General features: G+C 76.0%; 2 protein-coding genes. Both read left to right on the forward strand.

Annotated features, from left to right (window positions below; all coding sequences use genetic code 11):
* Positions 1-448 precede the first annotated feature (448 nt).
* Positions 449-1618 carry an exonuclease SbcCD subunit D gene (locus AB0O00_RS34795; protein WP_363658676.1) on the forward strand — a complete coding sequence of 390 codons (1170 nt, stop codon included), beginning with the start codon at positions 449-451 and terminating at the stop codon, positions 1616-1618.
* Positions 1615-2720 (forward strand): SMC family ATPase (locus tag AB0O00_RS34800; protein ID WP_363658678.1); only part of this gene is annotated, 1106 nt, incomplete at its 3' end. The genes AB0O00_RS34795 and AB0O00_RS34800, both read left to right, overlap by 4 nt.

Below are 2720 nucleotides of genomic sequence, written 5' to 3' on the forward strand. Positions count from 1 at the left end.
GCCCCCGACCCCGCCCGGCCCTGCGCCACCCCGCCCGGGCGCGTTCGCCCGGGGCCCGCTCCCGCGAGGTCCGCCCGCCCGGGGAGCGTCCCCACCGGAACGGTTCCCCCGCGCTACGGAGGGGCGCGCTCGCGACCACCCGCGCGCCTTCCACGCACCACACGCTCCCGAGAGCATCCCCGCGAGCGACCGCGAGCACCGCCCGCGGACCATCCCCGACACCAGAACCCGCACCGACATGCCGTGCTCCTCTCTCCGGCCGTCCCCGGCCCTCTCCGGACCTCTCCGACCGGTCACGCCGACCGGTCACGGACGCGACCGTCCGCGACGAGGAACATACACACCGTCACTGACAATCGGCCGTGCGCGACCGGTCACACCGCTCCGGGGCGTCCGGGTCCACAGTTCCGGCCGGGATTGTCGGTGCCGGAGGTTAGGGTCGGGGACCATGCGACTGCTGCATACCTCCGACTGGCACCTGGGGCGCTCGTTCCACCGGGAGAGCCTCCACGACGCCCAGCGCGCGTTCCTCGACCACCTGGTGGCGGTCGTCGAGGAGCAGCGCGTCGACGCCGTGCTGGTCGCCGGGGACGTGTACGACCGGGCGCTGCCCGGCCTGGAGGCGGTCGCGCTGTTCGACGACGTGCTGCACCGGCTGGCCGCGCTCGGCGTGCCGACGGTGTTCATCAGCGGCAACCACGACTCGGCGCGCCGTCTCGGGGTCGGCGCCGGCCTGATCGGGCGGGCCGGGATCCACCTGCGCACCGATCCGGGCGAGTGCGCCGTCCCGGTGCTGCTGGCGGACGAGCACGGCCCGGTGGCCGTCTACGGGCTGCCGTACCTGGAGCCGACGCTCGTGCGCGAGGGCTTCGGGCTGGAGCGCGGCGGGCACGCGGCGGTGCTCGGCGCCGCGATGGACCGGGTGCGCGAGGACCTCGCGGCTCGGCCGGAGGACACGCGCGCGGTGGTCCTGGCGCACGCCTTCGTCACCGGCGGCGCGCCGAGCGACAGCGAGCGGGACATCGCGGTCGGCGGCGTCGCGGCCGTGCCCGCCTCGGTGTTCGACGGCGTGCACTACGCCGCGCTCGGCCACCTGCACGGCTGTCAGACGCTCGCCCCCCACCTGCGCTACAGCGGCTCCCCGCTCGCCTACTCCTTCTCCGAGGCGCAGCAGCGAAAGACCATGTGGCTGGTCGACCTCGCGGCCGACGGCAGCGTCACCGCCGAGCGCGTCGACTGTCCGCGACCGCGCCCGCTGGCCACCCTGCGCGACACGCTCGACGCGCTGCTCACCGACGAGAAGTACGCGGAGCAAGAGCAGTCGTGGGTGCAGGCCACCCTGACCGACGCGGCCCGCCCGAGCGAGCCGATGGAGCGGCTGCGCCGCCGCTTCCCGCACACCCTGCAGCTGATGTTCGACCCCGAGGAGACGACCGCGGAGCCCTCCCGGTCGTACGCGGCCCGGGTCGGCGGACGGGCGGACCTGGAGATCGCGGAGGGCTTCCTGCGGCACGTGCGCCCGGGCGCCGATCCGGACGACGACGAACTCGACTGGCTGCAGGCCGGGTTCGAGAGCGTGCGGGAGAGCGCCGAGCGGAAGGCGGACCTGCCCCGATGAGGCTGCACCGGCTCACCGTCACCGCCTTCGGCCCCTTCGCGGGCGCCGAGACGGTGGACTTCGACGCGCTCGCCGCCGGCGGGCTGTTCCTCCTGCGCGGCTCGACGGGCGCGGGCAAGAGCAGCGTGCTGGACGCGGTCTGCTTCGCCCTCTACGGCGACGTGCCGGGCACCCGCAGGGCCAGCCGCCTGCGCAGCGACCACGCCGACCCCAGCCGCCTCACCGAGGTGCGGCTGGAGCTGACGATCGGCGGGCGGCGACTGCAGATCACGCGGCTGCCGGAGCAGCGGCGGCCGAAGAAGGTCGGCAGCGGGACGACGGTCGAGCGGGCGCAGACCCTGCTGCGCGAATGGGCGGCGGACTGCGGCGACGGCACCCCGGGCTGGCGTGCGCTCAGCAAGTCGCACCAGGAGGCCGGGGAGGAGATCCACCGGCTCGTCGGCATGAACCGCGACCAGTTCTGCCAGGTCGTCCTGCTGCCCCAGGGCGACTTCGCGCGCTTCCTGAAGGCGGACTCGGAGGAGCGCGGCAAGCTGCTGCGGCGGCTGTTCGACACCGAGCGGTTCCAGCACGTCGAGGCGTGGCTGGCGGAGCAGCGGCGGGCCCAGGAAGCGGCCGTCCAGGCCGGGCGGCGCCGGTTGCGCGACCTCGCCAGCAAGGCCGAACAGGCGGCCGGCCCCGGCGCCGAGACCGCCGACGCATGGGTCCCCACCGATGACGACCACGCCGACCTCACGGCGGGCGTGCTCGGGTGGGCAGCGATCCTGCGCTCGGGCGCAGCCGAGCAGCAGGCCGTCGCGGACGCCGCCCTCGCGGGCGCCGAGTCGGCCCACCGGGAGGCCCAGAGCGAACGCGAGGCCGCCGAGGAGCTGGCCGGGCGCCAGCACCGCCACCGGCAGGCCCGCCAACGGGCCGACCGGCTCGCCGAGTTCGAGCCGCAGGCGGCACGCGACCGGCAGCGTCTGGCGGCGGCGCAGGCGGCCGTCGGCGTGGAGTCGGCGCTGCGGCTGCGCGAGCACGCCGCCGAGGCGCACGGCCGCGCGCAGGACGCCGAGCGCACGCACCGGGCCGCGCTCGCCGGACACGCGCAGGGAGCGGGTGG

The organism is Kitasatospora sp. NPDC093558 (genome assembly GCF_040683475.1).
In the GTDB taxonomy this organism is placed as follows: Bacteria; Actinomycetota; Actinomycetes; order Streptomycetales; family Streptomycetaceae; genus Kitasatospora.